The sequence below is a fragment of the Delftia sp. S65 genome, from assembly GCF_016516495.1.
Taxonomy (GTDB): Bacteria; Pseudomonadota; Gammaproteobacteria; order Burkholderiales; family Burkholderiaceae_C; genus Comamonas; species Comamonas acidovorans.
This window is the reverse complement of record NZ_JACVUR010000014.1, coordinates 59703-75834: the sequence shown is the minus strand read 5'-3', so window position 1 is coordinate 75834 and position 16132 is coordinate 59703. Positions and strand designations below refer to the sequence as shown.

8 protein-coding genes are annotated in these 16132 nt (G+C 64.4%); all 8 read left to right on the top strand.

Features of this window, described 5'->3' with window-relative positions:
* The first annotated feature begins 123 nt into the window (after positions 1-123).
* Complete coding sequence (locus IAE24_RS14280) at positions 124-3150, top strand: fimbria/pilus outer membrane usher protein (protein ID WP_199960209.1); 3027 nt, start codon at positions 124-126, stop codon at positions 3148-3150.
* Positions 3151-3737: 587 nt separating this feature from the next.
* Positions 3738-4334: a fimbrial protein gene (locus IAE24_RS14275; protein WP_197944407.1), complete on the top strand. Its 597-nt coding sequence runs from the start codon at positions 3738-3740 to the stop codon at positions 4332-4334.
* A gap of 150 nt (positions 4335-4484) precedes the next feature.
* Positions 4485-5225 (top strand): fimbrial biogenesis chaperone, encoded by a 741-nt coding sequence (locus tag IAE24_RS14270; protein ID WP_232245260.1) that lies wholly within the window; start codon positions 4485-4487, stop codon positions 5223-5225.
* A gap of 228 nt (positions 5226-5453) precedes the next feature.
* Positions 5454-8243 (top strand): fimbria/pilus outer membrane usher protein, encoded by a 2790-nt coding sequence (locus tag IAE24_RS14265; protein ID WP_233626143.1) that lies wholly within the window; start codon positions 5454-5456, stop codon positions 8241-8243.
* A gap of 115 nt (positions 8244-8358) precedes the next feature.
* A complete protein-coding gene (locus IAE24_RS14260) occupies positions 8359-9147 on the top strand; it encodes a hypothetical protein (protein ID WP_199960206.1) in 789 nt (262 codons plus the stop codon).
* 150 nt (positions 9148-9297) lie between these two features.
* Positions 9298-10305, top strand: coding sequence for a fimbrial protein (locus IAE24_RS14255; RefSeq protein WP_199960205.1), 1008 nt, complete (start codon positions 9298-9300; stop codon positions 10303-10305).
* Positions 10306-10487: 182 nt separating this feature from the next.
* On the top strand, positions 10488-14525 hold the full coding sequence (putA, locus tag IAE24_RS14250) for a trifunctional transcriptional regulator/proline dehydrogenase/L-glutamate gamma-semialdehyde dehydrogenase (RefSeq protein WP_199960204.1): 4038 nt from the start codon (positions 10488-10490) through the stop codon (positions 14523-14525).
* Between the two features lie 79 nt (positions 14526-14604).
* On the top strand, positions 14605-16107 hold the full coding sequence (putP, locus tag IAE24_RS14245; RefSeq protein WP_012207739.1) for a sodium/proline symporter PutP: 1503 nt from the start codon (positions 14605-14607) through the stop codon (positions 16105-16107).
* Positions 16108-16132: the final 25 nt, after the last annotated feature.

Genomic DNA, 16132 nt, shown 5'->3' with positions numbered 1-16132 from the left:
GGCCTTGGCCGTTCGCTTTGCATCGGGCGCACAGCATTAGGAGATAAGCAAATGATCAGGCCAGTCTTTCCAGATTCAGAAAAGGGAATCAAAAGCCGGCATACAAGGCAAGGACAAGGAACAATGCCGGGGCCAGGCCAAGGCCCTGCCGGATATTTCCAACTGAAGCCCGGCCATGCGCTGCTGCTCTCCGTGCTGGTCTGCTGGCAGTCCGAGGCCCAGCAGGGACAGCAGGTCAAGGAAGTCACGACCTCCACGTCCACCGGCCAGTGGCAGCCCACGCCGGCTGCCGTCGACTTCGACCCCAGCTTTCTGAACACCGGCAAGCAGACCATTGACGTCTCGCGCTACTCGCGCGCCAACGTGGTCACGGCAGGCAGCTACAACCCAGACATCTACATCAACGGCAACTGGGTTGGCCGCAGCGAAGTGCAGTTCAAGGCACTGGCCGGTTCGCAGGACGCGCTGCCCTGCCTGGATAAAGCACTGCTGGAGAAGGTGGGCATCGACCTTTCGCGCCTGCCGCCCGAGGCCGCCTTGAAGCTGGTGGCCGACGGTGGCTGCAACCGTCTAGACCAGATCATCGCGGGCGCCTTCACCAGTTTCGACTTCGGCAAGCAGCGACTGGACCTGAGCGTGCCCCAGGCCTCGCTGCGCCGCTCGGTGCGCGGCTATGTCAGCCCGGACCAATGGAGCGCCGGCGTGCCTGTCGGCCTGCTCGGCTACCAGTTCAACACCTACCACGGGCGCTCCAGCAACGCAGAAAACTCCACGCAGAGCTATCTGGGCCTGAACGGTGGCGTCAACATCGACCGCTGGCATTTCCGGCACAACGGCTCCTTCAGCTGGGCGGACACTGGACGGGGCAACTACCAGAACATCTCCACCTACGCACAGCGCGACATTGCCGACTGGTCTTCCCAGCTCATACTGGGCGACACCTACACGGGTGGCGACCTGATGGACTCCACCTCGTTTCGCGGCATACGCTTGAACAGTGATGACCGCATGCTGCCCGACTCCCAGCGCGGCTACGCGCCCGTGGTGCGCGGCGTGGCCAACACCAATGCCCGAGTCACCATCACGCAGAACGGCATCAAGCTCTACGAAACCACGGTGGCGCCCGGCGCCTTCGTCATCAACGACCTCTATCCCACGGGCTACGGTGGCGACCTGCAAGTCAGCATCACCGAGGCCAATGGTGCCGTGCGCAGCTTTGCCGTGCCCTACGCGGCCGTGCCGCTGTCGCTGCGCGAGGGGCAGGACCGCTACAGCCTCACGGCGGGCGTGGTGCGCCACCTGCCCAATACTTCGCCGCTATTCTCGCAGGCGACCTGGCAGCACGGCTTCACCAACATGCTGACCGGCTACGGCGGTGTGTCCGTGGCCAAGGGCCATATCTCGCCCATGATTGGCGCGGCGCTCACCACGCCCTGGGGTGCCTTTGGTGCAGACATCACGCACGCCTCCACCAGCATTCCCAATGACGGCTCCTTTTCCGGACAGAGCTTGCGTGCCAGCTACGCCAAGTCCTTTGCGCAGACCGGCACCCACGTGGCCATTGCCGCCTATCGCTACTCCACCAACGGATTCTTCGGCCTCAACGACGCCATGCGCGCACGGGATCAGGCCAATCTGCTACGGCCCTCCACGGACCTGTACCGGCCTCGCAACCGCGCCTCTCTGGTCATGGGCCAGCAGTTTGGCCCCGGGGGAGGTAGCCTCAGCCTCACGGCGTCCACTGCCAAGTACTGGAACCGCCAGGGCTCCAACGTCGACTACGCCATTGGCTACAGCAACTCGTTCCGCAACATCTCCTACAACCTCTCCGCGGCGCGCCAGCGCGATGCCTGGGGACAGTCCAACACGTTCCTGCACGTGGGCCTGTCGATTCCGCTCAGCATGGAGCGCGGCATGATGCTCTCCACCAATACCAACCGCGACTCGCGCGGCCGCGTGCAGGCCCAGGCCAACCTGTCCGGGCTGCTGGGCGACGACAACGCCATCTCCTACGGCCTCAGCGCCAACCACAACACCGGTGGCATGAATGGCAGCAGCACCAGTGCCAGCGCCAACGCCACCTACCGCGCATCGCAGACCGAACTCAGCGGCAGCGTCAGCGCCAGCAGCGGCTACCAGCAGTTCTCGGTAGGCGCGCGTGGCGCCATCGTGGCCCACCCGGGCGGCGTGACGCTGTCGCAATCGGTGTCTGACACCTTTGCCATCGTGGAGGCCAAGAACGCGGAAGGCGCGCGCATCAACAACGCGCCCGGCGTGAAGGTGGACAGCCGGGGCTATGCCGTCGTCCCATATCTGACGCCGTTCTCGATGAACGAGGTCTCCATCGATCCCAAGGGCCTGTCGACGGACGTGGAACTCAAGGAAACCAGCCAGCACGTCGCGCCGCTGGCCGGCGCCGTGCCACTGCTGGTGTTCAAGACAGCCTATGGCCGCTCGGCCGTGATCCGCGCGCGGCAGGCCGGCAACATGCCTGTGCCCTTTGGCGCCAGCGTGCTGGACATGGACGGCAAGGAGTTGGGCATGATCGGCCAGGCCGGCAAGCTTCTGGCTCGCGGGCTGTCAGACCAGGGCGAACTGCAGGTGCAATGGAAGACCGACACCGGCATGGTGGGCTGCAACCTCTCCTATACCCTTCCTGAAAGAAAGCGCAGCACCACCTACCAGCCGCCGCAAAGCCTGGAACTGCCGTGCGTGGCCAGCAATGACCTGGTTCCTCTGATGATGGCGGGCATGCCTGCCAAGGCCGTCGCAGCATCGGCCGACGCGGCAAAGATTGCAGCAAGCACGGCCCCATCGGCTTCAACCTCCGCGTCCTCGAATCCTGCATCCATGAACGCGTCCCCAGCCACCTCCGTGGCTCTGGCCCAGGCAAGCAAGCCCTTGGCAGAAGCCCAGCCCGCAACGAGGCCGGAGCGCGATATCGGTGGACTGCGCATGAGCATCAAGATCAGTGCACTGCCCACGACAACCCGTACCGCCAGGAGCCTGGACAAGAGCGTCTCTCCCGACGAAAAGTCCGCACAGCCTGCAGCCATGCCTCAAGCGCATGGATTCAAAACGAACCGCCAGATGGCAGTCTTGCAGCCCAGCCTGAAGATCAGCGCCTTGAGCCCCACCGGCAGGACATGAATACCCTCTGGTGCGTGCCTAGGACCGTGCTGCACGCAATCCTGCTTCGGCAGCACAATCCCGGCCCCGTTGCGCCACAGCCCCCTTGCCGCCTCGCCAGGCGGCACGGCCCCGCATCTGAATGGCTCATGACGGCACCAACAGCCGTCTTTTTCTTTGCCACCTGGAAGCAGCCAAGAACAATTCCAGGAATCAACGCAAACATCCCCAAAGAGCAGGAACATTCCTAGAAAAATCCGGCGAAATTCGGAGCAGGCCTATATTCATTCAATTGATATTTCGCCAGAATTTCTCGCATGACATAGTCTTGCTTGTAATGGGCAATCATTGCCCGGCCCTATCCACGGGGGCGTCTCCATGCACTGCGCCCTTAAATCCAACAATAGCGCCATATCTTCCGCTTCCATAGAGCAGCGGCTTTCTTGCTTCGCAGGAGCGAAGGACATCTCCTCCCAAACGGGACAGGAACCTTTGCTCAAACATTATCCAAGCCATTTCTAATTCATGATTTTCATGGGAGGATGTACATCAAGGAAAGCCAATTACAAGCAACCACATCACATGTATTCAAGCGATACACCAGATTCATGCAAACCATTCTCAACAGGCATATACAAATGAAGTTTTCAGCACTGAAACTCTTGATCGCCGCCCTATCCATTGGGGCATTTGGCTCTGCCCATGCACAGAGGGTTCTGGAGGGAAGAATCAATTTCACAGGCAACATTACTCCCGCCACATGTGAAATTGATTCAACCACCAGGAATATACCCGTCGATTTTGGTGCCGTGCCTCCAGACCGTACCGGCTTCGCCGGTGTCGCCGGCACCGCCGTTGCCGTTAACGACGTTGCAACCAACGACTACACAAAGACCTTCACCATCCGGCTACTTGGCTGCACCCCCGGCACCACTACCGGTCACCCGAACACCGGCCAATTCAAATTCGCAGCCGGGCCCGGCTACAACACTCAGAGGGCTGGAAATCTCTCAACCACAAACAGCAGTGTAGACATTCAAATTCTGGAATCAGGCTCCGCCATAAACCTGAATAATCCCAGCAGCCTGTTTGCACTCACAGATACTACAGTCACAGTCACCTACGGCGCCAGATACCGGGTAGCTGAGACCCTCAAAACAGGAATAGCAAACTCCGCTGCCACGTTCACTCTGGTGTATCCATAGGAGCCGGTCGTTTAATAAAAACGAAAGGCGCCAGCCGATATTTTAAGGCTGGCGCCTTCAATTCGCCCACACCAGCGACATTTCTTCCAATCCCCAATAACAGGATCATCTATGTCGTGGAAAAATCGCCACTGCAGCATACTGTTGCACATGCTGGCCATGGCCTCATTGCTCCTTTGTGCCATTTCCGCCCATGCCAGCATCATTCTCTATGGAACGCGGGTCGTATTTCCAGGCGCTGAAACCGAAGTCACCCTCAAGATCTTCAATAAGGGGAAAAGGCCGGTGTTGGCACAGTCCTGGCTGGACAGGGGCGATGAGGGTGAATCACCCGACAGCATCGAAGTGCCTTTCGTGGTCACTCCATCGCTCACCCGCATGGAACCAGGTGATCAGCAGATGCTGCGCATCATCCATTCGGGCCAGGCCCTGCCGCAGGACAGGGAGTCGCTGTTCTGGCTCAACGTGCTCGATGTGCCGCCCAAGGTCGAGAACCAGAAGGACTCCTCCGGCGCTCTGGCGCTTGCATTTCGCACACGCATCAAGCTGATGTACCGGCCTGAGGGACTGCCGGGCAAGCCACGGGATGCACCCAAGCAGTTGCAGTGGATTACAGACACGGTCGAGGACGGGCAGATCGTGCTGAAGGCGCACAACATGACCGCTTACATAGCCAACCTGGGCCGTGTCGCCCTGGAGGCGGGTGGCAAAACCTTCGAAGCGGGTGTGGGCCAAGTACTGCCAGGGGAAACCGCAACGTTTGCATTCATCAGCAAGGCAAACAAAGGCGAGCACCCGCCGCCGCAGCCTCCCTCAGGCGCAGCCGTTGTTTATACCAGCGTCGATGACTGGGGCGGAACCGAGGGCCACAGGGTCGAGTTGGCGCGCTGACGTCCACCCATGCGCCACGACTGCACAAAAAGGCTTCACGCGCAGCCGGCGTATTCGGCCATGGCAAACAGCGCCGCGACACACGACGGCGCGCAAAAGCTAGCCCTTTGGGGAGGGATTGCAATGAAGAAAAGACCCGGCACGGGACGCCATGCAGGCCGATGGCCATTCAATGCCAGACCATTTCATGCCCTGCTGCTGACAGCTCTGGCCTGCTGGCAAGTGGACATGCGCGCCTCGCAGACGGAACGCACCACGGAACAGACGCCGCCCGCGCGCCCTCAGCGGATGGAATTCAACAGCGAATTTCTGCGGGGAGGAGGCAGCGCGATCGATATCTCGCGCTTTGCCGATGGCAACGCGGTGGAGCCGGGTCTGTACCACCCCGACCTCCAGGTCAACGGCGACTGGGTGGGCCGGGCTGAGGTACGGTTCACCGAGCCTGCGCCCGGCACCGTCGCGCAACCCTGTTTCGACCCCGCCCTGCTGGAGGGCATCGGCGTTGATCTGGCCCGCGTGCCCGCCATCGAAGCGGATGCAGGCGACGGCCCGGCCTGCCTGCGCATCGAACAGTCGGTGCCCGGCGCATCCGCGCGCTTCAACATCGCTTCGCAGCGGCTGGAGGTGACCATCCCCCAGATCCTGATGCGGCGCGTGACCAGCGGCCATGTCGGCCCGGAGCAATGGGACGCAGGCGTGCCGGCGGGCCTCCTGGGCTACGACTTCAACACCTACCATGCACGCGGCGGGCGGGCTGGCAGCAGCACCCAGGGCTACCTGGGCCTGAACAGCGGCTTCAACTATGCGCGCTGGCATTTCCGGCACAGTGGCTCGTTCAGTTGGAGCGATCAGGGACCGAGCCGTTATCAGAGCATCTCGGCCTATGTGCAGCGCGACATCGCCGACTGGTCTTCGCAACTGATCCTGGGCGACACCTACACCGATGGGGAGATCATGGACTCGGTCTCCTTCCGCGGCCTGCGGCTGCGCACGGACGACCGCATGCTGCCCGAGTCGCAGCGCGGCTTCGCGCCCGTGGTGCGCGGCGTGGCCAATTCCAACGCCCGGGTGGTCATCCGCCAGAACGGCATCAAGCTGCGCGAGACCACGGTGGCGCCGGGCGCCTTCGTGATCGATGACCTGTACCCCACCGGCTATGGCGGCGACCTGCAGGTGGACGTCGAGGAGGCCGACGGCTCCCTGCGCTCCTTCTCGGTGCCCTATGCGGCCGTTCCTCGTTCGCTGCGCGAGGGCCAGCACCGCTACAGCCTCACGGCGGGCGCGGTGCGCGGCCTGCGTGACAGCGCGCCGTTCTTCTCGCAGGCAGGCTGGCAGTACGGCTTCTCGAACATGCTCACGGCCTATGGCGGCGCCACGGTCGCCAGGGGCTATTTCTCGCCCACGGTGGGCGCCGTGCTCAATACGTCATGGGGTGCCTTCGGCCTGGACCTCACGCACGCCAGCACCCGCATTCCCCATGACCGCAGCTACTCGGGACAAAGCCTGAGAGCCACCTACGCCAAGACCTTTCCGGGATCCGGCACAGGGGTGTCCCTGGCGGCCTACCGCTATTCGACCAACGGGTTCTTCGGCATCAACGAGGCCATGCGGGCGCGCGAGCTGGCCCTGTCCGCAGCCGGCGGCGCAACGCCCCTGCTGTCGCGCCCGCGCACGCGCGCCGCGATGACGCTGAGCCAGCACCTGGGCGAGCAAGGCGGCAACCTGAGCCTTTCCGCCTCCATGGACAACTACTGGAACCGCGAGGGCCGCCGCGTGGACTACACGCTCAACTACAGCAGCTCGTGGCTGGGCGTTCCCTACAACCTGTCGGCCTCGCGCCAGCGCGATGCCTGGGGCCGCTCCAGCACGCTGCTGTACGCAGGGGTGGCGATTCCCCTGGGGCCGGGAAAGCCCAGAGTCATGAGCCGTTTCACACATGACTCGCGCGGCGGCAACCAGTTGCAGGCCAGCACCTACGGGCAGGCCGGCAGCGATCTCTCCTATGGCCTGAATGCCGAATACGGCAGCAGCGGCAATCAGGGATCGCGCCTCAATGCAGGCGCCAATGCCCTCTACCGCCGCCCGTACACGCTGTTCAGCGGCAGCGTGAGCGCGGGCCGGGCCGGCCAGCAACTGTCACTGGGCGCGCGCGGCGCCTTGGTCGCCCACCCCGGAGGGGTCACGCTGTCGCAGCCCCTGGGCGAGACCTTCGCCATCGTGCAGGCCCCGCATGCCGAGGGCGCGCGCCTCACCAATGCGCCCGGCGTACGCATCGATGCACGGGGCTATGCCGTGGTGCCCTACATGACACCCTATGCCATGAACGAGGTGTCGCTGGACCCCAAGGGCATGTCCATGGATGTGGAACTGCAGGAGGCCAACCGGCGCGTCGCACCGGTGGCCGGTGCCGCCGCCATGGTGGTGTTCAGGACGGCCTACAGCCGCTCGGCCGTGCTGCGCCTGACGCAGGCGGACACGTCGCCCGTGCCTTTCGGCGCCGTCGTCTCGGACGAGAGCGGCAAGGACCTGGGCATGGTCGGCCAGGCCGGCAAGCTCATGCTGCGCGGCCTGTCGGACCAGGGGCAGCTGCACGCCCAGTGGAAGGCCGGCGATGGCACGGCCCATTGCAGCATGGCCTATTCGCTGCCGGCGCGGGAGCGCTCCACCGGCTCCCGTGTGCCAGCCAGCATGGACCTGCACTGCGTGCCGTCCCATCTTGCCGCAGCGCCGTCCCATCAGGCCGCGCTGACACACAGAGCCGAGACCTCGCGTCCCATCGCCATCCGCCAGTCCAGCCTGCCCTTCCAGGCCGAGAAGCATCTTGGCGATTTGCGGCTGAGCCTGCGCATCAGTGTCTTGCGCACCACGGCCGATGCGAAGCAGTACACGGGCCAGGCGCAACCGCCCTTGGCGCCGGACGGCCAGGCAGACAACAGCCCTGGCCTGCGGATCGATCGCAGCCTGGTGGGTGAATTGCGAGACTCGCCAACACAAGCCCAGGCCTCGGTCGGCGTCTGAACCGACGCGGTACATGGCTGTGCCCACCCCCTTTCCGGCACGCGGTCCGCCGGTCACCTGCCCTGCGATATTGAAATCCAAGAACCACCTTTTCATTCAGCAACGGAGCATTTTCATGACCATTACCCGTGCCATCGCATTGTCCGCAGGACTCTTCATTTTTTCCATAGGCCAGGCACATGCGCAAGCTTTTTGCTCTAACGATGGAATCGGCAATTCCATCAACGATGGCAAAAATCACTATGTCCTCCTGCCCAGTAGAACGCTGGAGGTCCCACTGCCGTTTGATATTGAATCTCGTGCAATCGGCAGTGTAGTGGGCCGCGTCGCCTTTCTCCCTTATATCATCAACAAGAAATATACTGGAATGAAAGGGGGTGCAATGTTCTGTGCAAAATACCAAACCTCTGGCTGGTATGGCGTGGGCACCTTTCACCAGAAGCACCGGGCTTATGAGAGCTCCATTCCCGGCATAGGACTGCGCATAGATTTCAGAAAAATGCCTATTCCGACCGACCCAAGCAATGCAATACAGAGCTACTTTCCCATCCAGGAACTGTCCGATGCTCCCATCTATATCTATCTGGTGAAGATTGGCCCGATCAAACAGGCAGGGCCCCTCAAAGGGGTTTTCCTTCAATACAAGGTCGACGACGTGGTCATCGCCCAATACCAGTTTGACCGTGAGGCCACCGCTCCGACCGGTCCGTTCTGCACCGCGAGCCTCAGCGCAGAGAACCCGGCCACGGCCGCCGTCGCCCCTTCTTCCGGTCGCCCCGCTGCTGAGGGCAGGCTGCCGGAAATGATCGCCAAAGCCCCATCCTGCCTTGCTGATGAACTGTCAGGCATCAAGCCGGTCATGGGAAGTTCCAGTGTCGCCCTGCTTTCGCTCAACCGCCACTGATCCCAAGCCTGCCTTTGCGAGGGCCTTGGAGCAGGCGCTGCACTCCTCAGAGATGCCATGCGCCTGCACATGCCAGGGCTAACGGCACACGGCACAAGACGCCACGTTGTTCTTTCGAACTGCCGCCTTGATTCCAGATGGAGAACCAGAATGAATATGTACAAGCTTTTCGCATTTTCCATGGGAATCATTTTTTCCACCATTTCCGCATCCCATGCAGCAATCTGCATGCCGGCTGACTCCAACCCGACCACTGATGGAAAGAACCATTACATTGCATCTTACCCCGTGAATCAGGTCCTGAGTTTACCCATCAACATAAACTCCGAACCAAACGGCAAAGTGTTTGCAGTAATTTCGCTTAACCCAGTAATCGACAACAAGAGATATTCCTCAATAACTGCGCAAGTGGTTTGCTCAGGCGTTGGCAGACCTTCATTTTCAGGAATCGGAGCACCTGATGACAGAATCTATCCCAGCAATGTCCCCGGAATAGGATTGCGCATGTCAATGAAAGGGATTGGAACAATTCCCAGCGATCTACCTACACTAACGAATTCATACATCATTCCCGAAGGAGAAAAATCCACCATTACAATAGATTTCATAAAAACAGGACCCATCAGTACTATTTTTGGAGATATCCAACTGGCAGGACCATACATGGAAATGAAAATTGCCGGAGCACTCGCCGCGCAATACGTTTTCTCCGGTGTCACCCTGGTCCCCATCAATCCCACCTGCACGCTGGTGTCGGACAGCATCAGCGTACCGCTGGGCACGCATCCCGACACACGCTTCACGGGTTTGGGTGCGACCACGGACAAGGTGCCCTTCTCCATCCAGCTGAGCTGCTCCGGCGGCGACCCGAACACCCAGATCAAGCCTTTCGTGACGCTGTCGGGCACGACGGACACGCAAGTCCCCTCGGTGCTGGCGCTGACCGGCTCGCAGGTCAGCGGCGTTGGCGTGGAGGTGCTGAGAAATGGCGCGATCCAGGGCTTTGGCGCAGCCAACGGCTGGCAGGCGGGCACGATTTCGCAGGGCACGGCAAATTTCCAGATCGACCTGGAGGCGCGCTACCGGCAGATCAGGAATACCGTGAGCGGCGGTGGCAGCGCCAATGCCTTGGCGACCTTCACCATCGACTACCAGTAGGCCGGTCGCAGCACGGCCGCAACACGGCGGTATCGGCTTGTGCCATGAGAAAAAAGGGTTAACCCCAGTCTAAAAAAGTCGCAACCTCTGCGACATTTCAACCAAGCAAGGTTGCACCATGTCTTCTTCATGGTGCATGTCCATTCGCATTTCCTACCTCTTCCATTCCTCACTGGCACACCATGTCCACCACCGTAGGCATCAAGGTTGATGACGCTCTGCGCGAGCGTATCCGCATCGCCGCCCAGCAGATAGGGCGCACACCGCACTGGCTGATCAAACAGGCGGTTGTCCAGTACGTCGATGCCCTGGAGCGCGGCGCGACCACCATCCGGCTGTCCAGCGCGGGCGACAGCCAGGGCGATGTGGCGCTGGAAGAAGCGCAACCCAGCAGCCCGCAAGAGGTGCAACCCTTTCTGGAATTCGCCCAGTCCATCCTGCCGCAGACGCCGTTGCGCGCTGCCATCACGGCCGCCTGGCACCGACCCGAGCCCGAGTGCCTGCCGGTGCTGCTGCCGCTGGCACGCGCCCAGGATGCCCAGCAGGCCGACAAGGTGCGCGAGCTGGCGACCCGGCTGGTGCAGGGCCTGCGCGATGCGCCGGCCGGCAGCGGCGTGGCGGCGCTGGTGCAGGAGTTCTCGCTGTCCAGCCAGGAAGGCGTGGCGCTGATGTGCCTGGCCGAGGCGCTGCTGCGCATTCCCGACCGTGCCACGCGCGATGCGCTGATCCGCGACAAGATCAGCAAGGGCGACTGGCGTGCCCATGTGGGCCGCTCGCCCTCGCTGTTCGTGAACGCGGCGGCCTGGGGCCTGGTGCTGACGGGCAAGCTCACGTCCACGAGCAGCGAGAAGAACCTGTCGTCGGCGCTGACGCGCGTGATCGGCAAGGGCGGCGAGCCGCTGATCCGCCAGGGCGTGCACCGCGCCATGAAGCTGATGGGCGAGCAGTTCGTGACGGGCCAGGACATTGCCGAGGCGCTGGCCAACAGCCGCGCCTATGAAAAGCAGGGCTTTCGCTACAGCTACGACATGCTGGGCGAGGCGGCCGCCACCGATTCCGACGCACAGCGCTACCTGCAGGCCTACGAGCAGGCCATCCACGCGATTGGCGCGGCCTCCAACGGGCGCGGCATCTTCGAGGGGCCTGGCATCTCCATCAAGCTGTCGGCCCTGCACCCACGCTACAGCCGCGCGCAGTACGAGCGTGTGATGGCCGAGCTGCTGCCGCGCGTGCTGCAGCTGGCCGAGCTGGCCAAGCAGTACGACATCGGCATGAACATCGACGCCGAAGAGGCCGACCGGCTGGAGCTGTCGCTGGACCTGCTGGAGGCCTTGTGTGCTGCGCCCTCGCTCAAGGGCTGGAACGGCATAGGCTTTGTGGTCCAGGCCTACCAGAAGCGCTGCCCGCAGGTGCTGGACTACCTGGTGGACCTGGCCCGCCGCAGCCGCCGCCGCCTGATGGTGCGCCTGGTCAAGGGCGCCTACTGGGACAGCGAGATCAAGCGCGCCCAGGAAGGCGGCCAGGCCGGCTACCCGGTCTATACGCGCAAGGTCTATACCGATGTGAGCTACCTGGCCTGCGCGCGCAAGCTGCTGGATGCGCCCGATGCCATCTATCCCCAGTTCGCCACGCACAACGCGCAGACCCTGGCCAGCATCTACCACCTGGCCCAGGCCGTGGGCGGCAGCTACTACAGCGGCCAGTACGAGTTCCAGTGCCTGCACGGCATGGGCGAGCCGCTGTACGCACAGGTGACGGGCCCGGCCTCCGAAGGCAAGCTGGCCCGCCCCTGCCGCATCTATGCGCCCGTGGGCAGCCATGAGACGCTGCTGGCCTATCTGGTGCGCCGCCTGCTGGAGAACGGTGCCAATACCTCGTTCGTGAACCGTATCGGTGACGCCTCCGTGCCGGTCTCCGACCTGGTGGCCGACCCGGTGGACGAGGTGATGAAGATCGCGCGCAACGAAGGCCGGCTGGGCGCCCCCCACCCGCGCATTGCGCTGCCGGCCGATCTGTTCGCGCAGCAGGGAGACAAGCCAGGGCAGGCCCGCGCCAATTCCCAGGGCCTGAACCTGGCGCACGAGCAGCAACTGGCCTCGCTGGCCGCCGCGCTGCTGCACAGCACGCGCCAGACCTATCTGGCCGCCCCCGCGGATGCCGACCTGCCTGCCGACCCGGCGCGTACCGAAGGCTGGCAGCCCATGCGCAACCCGGCCGAGCTGTCCGACATCGTGGGCTGGGTGCGCGAGGCCACGGCGGCCGAGGCCGAGGCCGCCGCCGCGCGCGCCGGGCAGGCCGCGCCCATCTGGGCCGGCACACCGCCCGCCGCCCGTGCCGACGCGCTGGCCCGCGCCGCCGACCTGCTGGAGCAACGCAGCCAGCCGCTGATGGGCCTGATCATGCGTGAGGCAGGCAAGACCCTTTCCAACGCCGTGGCCGAAGTCCGCGAGGCCGTGGACTTCCTGCGCTACTACGGCGCCCAGGCGGCCGCGCATTTCGACAACGCCGCGCAGCGCCCGCTGGGCGTGGTGCTGGCCATCAGTCCCTGGAACTTCCCGCTGGCCATCTTCTGCGGACAGGTGGCTGCGGCCCTGGCCGCCGGCAACACGGTGCTGGCCAAGCCTGCCGAGCAGACACCGCTGACGGCCGCCGCCATGGTGGCCCTGCTGCACGAGGCTGGCGTGCCGCGCGACGCGCTGCAGCTGGTGCCGGGCACGGGCGAGACCGTGGGCGCGGCCCTGGTGGCCCATGCCCAGGTGGCGGGCGTGATGTTCACAGGTTCCACCGAGGTGGCGCGCCTGATTGCACGCCAGCTGTCCCGCCGCCTGTCGCCTGCGGGCCGCACCATTCCGCTGATTGCCGAGACCGGCGGCCAGAACGCCATGGTGGTGGACTCCTCGGCCCTGGCCGAGCAGGTGGTGGCCGATGTGCTGGCCTCGGCCTTCGATTCGGCCGGCCAGCGCTGCTCTGCCCTGCGCCTGCTGTGCCTGCAGGACGAGGTGGCCGACCGCACGCTGACCATGCTGCGCGATGCGCTGCAGGAGTGGAACCTGGGCAACCCCGACCGCCTGAGCACCGATGTGGGCCCCGTGATCGACGATGCGGCGCGCCGCCAGATCGAGCAGCACATAGAGCAGATGGCCGCAGCGGGCCAGAAGGTCACCCGCGTGGAACGCAAGGACGGCGTGCTCAATGGCCACTACGTGGCCCCGGCCCTCATCGAGATCGACAGCACCACGCGCCTGCAGCGCGAGGTCTTCGGCCCCGTGCTGCATGTGATCCGCTTCAAGCGCGAGCAGCTGGACGCGCTGGTCGATGGCATCAACGCCACCGGCTACGGCCTGACCTTCGGCGTGCACAGCCGCATCGACGAGACCATTGCCCACCTCACCCAGCGCGTGCATGCGGGCAACATCTATGTGAACCGCAATGTGATCGGCGCCATGGTGGGCGTGCAGCCCTTCGGCGGAATGGGTCTGTCCGGCACCGGCCCCAAGGCCGGCGGCCCGCTGTACCTCCACCGGCTGGCGCAGGGGCCAGCCAGCGCAGCGCTGTCCGTCTTTGCGCGGGCCGAGTCGTCCGCCCAGGCACCGCTGCAATTGCTGGGCCTGCTGCGCGAGACGCTGTCCAAGGCACCGCCCCAGGACATGTCCGCCGATGAGCAGGTGCAGGCCCTGGCCGCCTGCGACGAGGCCCTGGCCGCCTCGCGCCTGGACGCCGCCATGCTGCTGCCCGGCCCCACGGGCGAATCCAACCGCTACCGCCTGCTGCCGCGCGGCCCCGTCTGGGCATTGCCGCGCACGCCGCTGGGCCTGGTGGCCCAGGTGGCAGCAGCCCTGGCCAGCGGCAACGCCTGCCATGCCGTGCTGCCCGACAACGGGACAGGCGCCGACAGCGGCTGCGCCGCCACCTGGCAGGCGCTGCGCGCCGCTGCGGGCGATGCCGGTGTGCCATGGCTGCACAGCGCCAGCGCCGACTCCCTGGCTGATGCACAAGCGCCCATGGCCGCCTTGCTGTTCGAGGGCGACGGCGACGCCCTGCTGCAGGTCTGCGCCCAGGTCGCCGCGCGCGACGGTGCCCTGGTGCGCGTGGAAAGCCGCAACAGCGATGAGCTGCATGCGGGCCGCGGCTATGACCTGGCTGCGCTGTTCCACGAGCAATCCATCAGCACCAATACCGCCGCCGCAGGCGGTAATGCACAGCTCATGACCATGGCTTGAACCGCCGGGGCCGGCACAACCGGCCCCTGGCAAGCGCCCCGCACCACCCGAAAAAACACGACCAACGCAGGACACTTCAATGCAATTCAACTGGAACGACCCGACGGCGATCATGTTCGCCATCTACCTGGTCGCCATGCTCGGCATCGGCGCCATCGGCTACTTCAGCACCAAGAATCTTTCCGACTACATCCTGGGCGGCCGCAGCCTGGGCAGCTTCGTGACGGCGCTGTCGGCCGGCGCCTCGGACATGAGCGGCTGGCTGCTGATGGGCCTGCCCGGCGCCATCTACCTGTCGGGCCTGTCGGAAGCCTGGATCGCCATCGGCCTGATCCTGGGCGCCTACCTGAACTGGCGCCTGGTGGCGGCGCGGCTGCGCCTGTACACCGAGCGCGCCGGCAATGCGCTGACGCTGCCCGACTACCTGGCCAACCGCTTCGAGGACCACTCCAACGTGCTGCGCATCGTGACGGCCGTGGTGATTCTGGTGTTCTTCACGCTGTACTGCGCCTCGGGCGTGGTGGCGGGCGCGCGCCTGTTCGAGAACATGTTCGGCATGCCCTACAGCACGGCCCTGTGGGTGGGCGCGCTGTGCACCATCGCCTATGTGTTCATCGGCGGCTTCCTGGCCGTGAGCTGGACGGACACCATCCAGGCCTCGATGATGATCACGGCGCTGATCCTGGCGCCCGTGATCGCCTGGCTGGCCGTGCAGGGCCATCTGCAGCCGGGCCAGGACCTGCACGCCATCGTGGCGGCAGAGAAGTTCGACCTGTTCCGTGGCGCCAGCTTCGTGGGCGTGGTCTCGCTGCTGGCCTGGGGCCTGGGCTACTTCGGCCAGCCGCACATCCTGGTGCGCTTCATGGCGGCCTCGTCGGTGCAGACCATTCCCTCGGCGCGCCGCATCAGCATGACCTGGATGATCCTGTGCCTGGCCGGCGCCGTGGCCGTGGGCTTCATCGGCATCCCCTACTTCGCGGCCAACCCCGGTGGCGCCGCTGCCGTGAACGCCAATGCCGAGACGGTGTTCATGGAGATCACCAAGCAGCTGTTCAACCCCTGGATCTCGGGTGCGCTGCTGGCGGCCATCCTGGCGGCCGTGATGAGCACGCTGTCGTGCCAGCTGCTGGTGTGCTCCAGCGCGCTGACCGAAGACATCTACCGCACCTTCCTGCGCAAGAACGCCAGCCAGATCGAACTGGTCTGGATCGGCCGCGCCATGGTGCTGCTGGTGGCCTTGATCGCCATCGCCATCGCCAGCAACCCCGACTCCAAGGTGCTGGGCATGGTCAGCTACGCCTGGGCCGGCTTCGGCGCCGCCTTCGGCCCGGTGATCATCCTGTCGCTGTTCTGGAGCCGCATGACGCGCGGCGGCGCGCTGGCCGGCATCATCACCGGCGCCGTGACGGTGCTGGTGTGGAAGCAGTTCGGCTGGCTGGGCCTGTACGAGATCATCCCCGGCTTCATCCTGGCCTGGCTGGCCACGGTGGTCGTCAGCCGCATGGGCCCTGCGCCTTCGCAAAGCATCCTGAAAGCGCATGCGGCGGTGGAGAGCGAGTTCGAGCGGATCGGGGCACGCTGAGTGGTAATGAGCTGACCCGCTCCAT

Excerpts from the sequence above, each read along its gene's own strand:
- IAE24_RS14255 (WP_199960205.1), top strand. The coding sequence starts at position 9,298 with ATGAATATGTACAAGCTTTTCGCATTTTCCATGGGAATCATTTTTTCC.
- IAE24_RS14275 (WP_197944407.1), top strand. The coding sequence starts at position 3,738 with ATGCAAACCATTCTCAACAGGCATATACAAATGAAGTTTTCAGCACTG.
- IAE24_RS14265 (WP_233626143.1), top strand. The coding sequence starts at position 5,454 with ATGCGCGCCTCGCAGACGGAACGCACCACGGAACAGACGCCGCCCGCG.
- IAE24_RS14280 (WP_199960209.1), top strand. The coding sequence starts at position 124 with ATGCCGGGGCCAGGCCAAGGCCCTGCCGGATATTTCCAACTGAAGCCC.
- putP (WP_012207739.1), top strand. The coding sequence starts at position 14,605 with ATGCAATTCAACTGGAACGACCCGACGGCGATCATGTTCGCCATCTAC.
- putA (WP_199960204.1), top strand. The coding sequence starts at position 10,488 with ATGTCCACCACCGTAGGCATCAAGGTTGATGACGCTCTGCGCGAGCGT.
- IAE24_RS14270 (WP_232245260.1), top strand. The coding sequence starts at position 4,485 with ATGCTGGCCATGGCCTCATTGCTCCTTTGTGCCATTTCCGCCCATGCC.
- IAE24_RS14260 (WP_199960206.1), top strand. The coding sequence starts at position 8,359 with ATGACCATTACCCGTGCCATCGCATTGTCCGCAGGACTCTTCATTTTT.